This window comes from Streptomyces sp. SP18CS02 (assembly GCF_036322365.1).
Classification (GTDB): Bacteria; Actinomycetota; Actinomycetes; order Streptomycetales; family Streptomycetaceae; genus Streptomyces.
This window is the reverse complement of record NZ_JAQYXC010000035.1, coordinates 1-352: the sequence shown is the minus strand read 5'-3', so window position 1 is coordinate 352 and position 352 is coordinate 1. Positions and strand designations below refer to the sequence as shown.

Genomic DNA, 352 nt, shown 5'->3' with positions numbered 1-352 from the left:
TTTTTTTTTTTTGTGTTTTTTTGTTTTTTTTTTTTTGTTTTGGGGTGTGGGGGTTGTTGTTTTTTTTTTGTTTGTTTGTTGTTTTTTTTTTTTTGTTTGTTTTTTTTTTTTTTTTTTTTTTTTGTTTTGGTGGTTGTTTGTTTGTTGGTTTTGGGGGGGGGGGTGTGGGGGGGGGGTGGGGGGGGGGGGGGGGGGGGGGGGCGGGGGGGGCCCCCCCCCCCCCCCACACACCCCCCCCCCCCCCCCCCCCCCCCCCACCCCCCCCCCGCGCCCGCCCCCGGGCGCCCCCCCCCCCCCACCCCCCGCACCCCGACCCCCCGCACCCCCCCCAACCCCCCACCCCCCCCCCACC

1 protein-coding gene is annotated in these 352 nt (G+C 61.6%); it reads right to left on the bottom strand.

The genetic code is table 11. The annotated features are described in order from the left end of the window. Positions 1–229: hypothetical protein (locus PUR26_RS34455; RefSeq protein ID WP_329867999.1), on the bottom strand; the 229-nt coding region annotated here is incomplete at its 3' end. Positions 230–352: the final 123 nt, after the last annotated feature.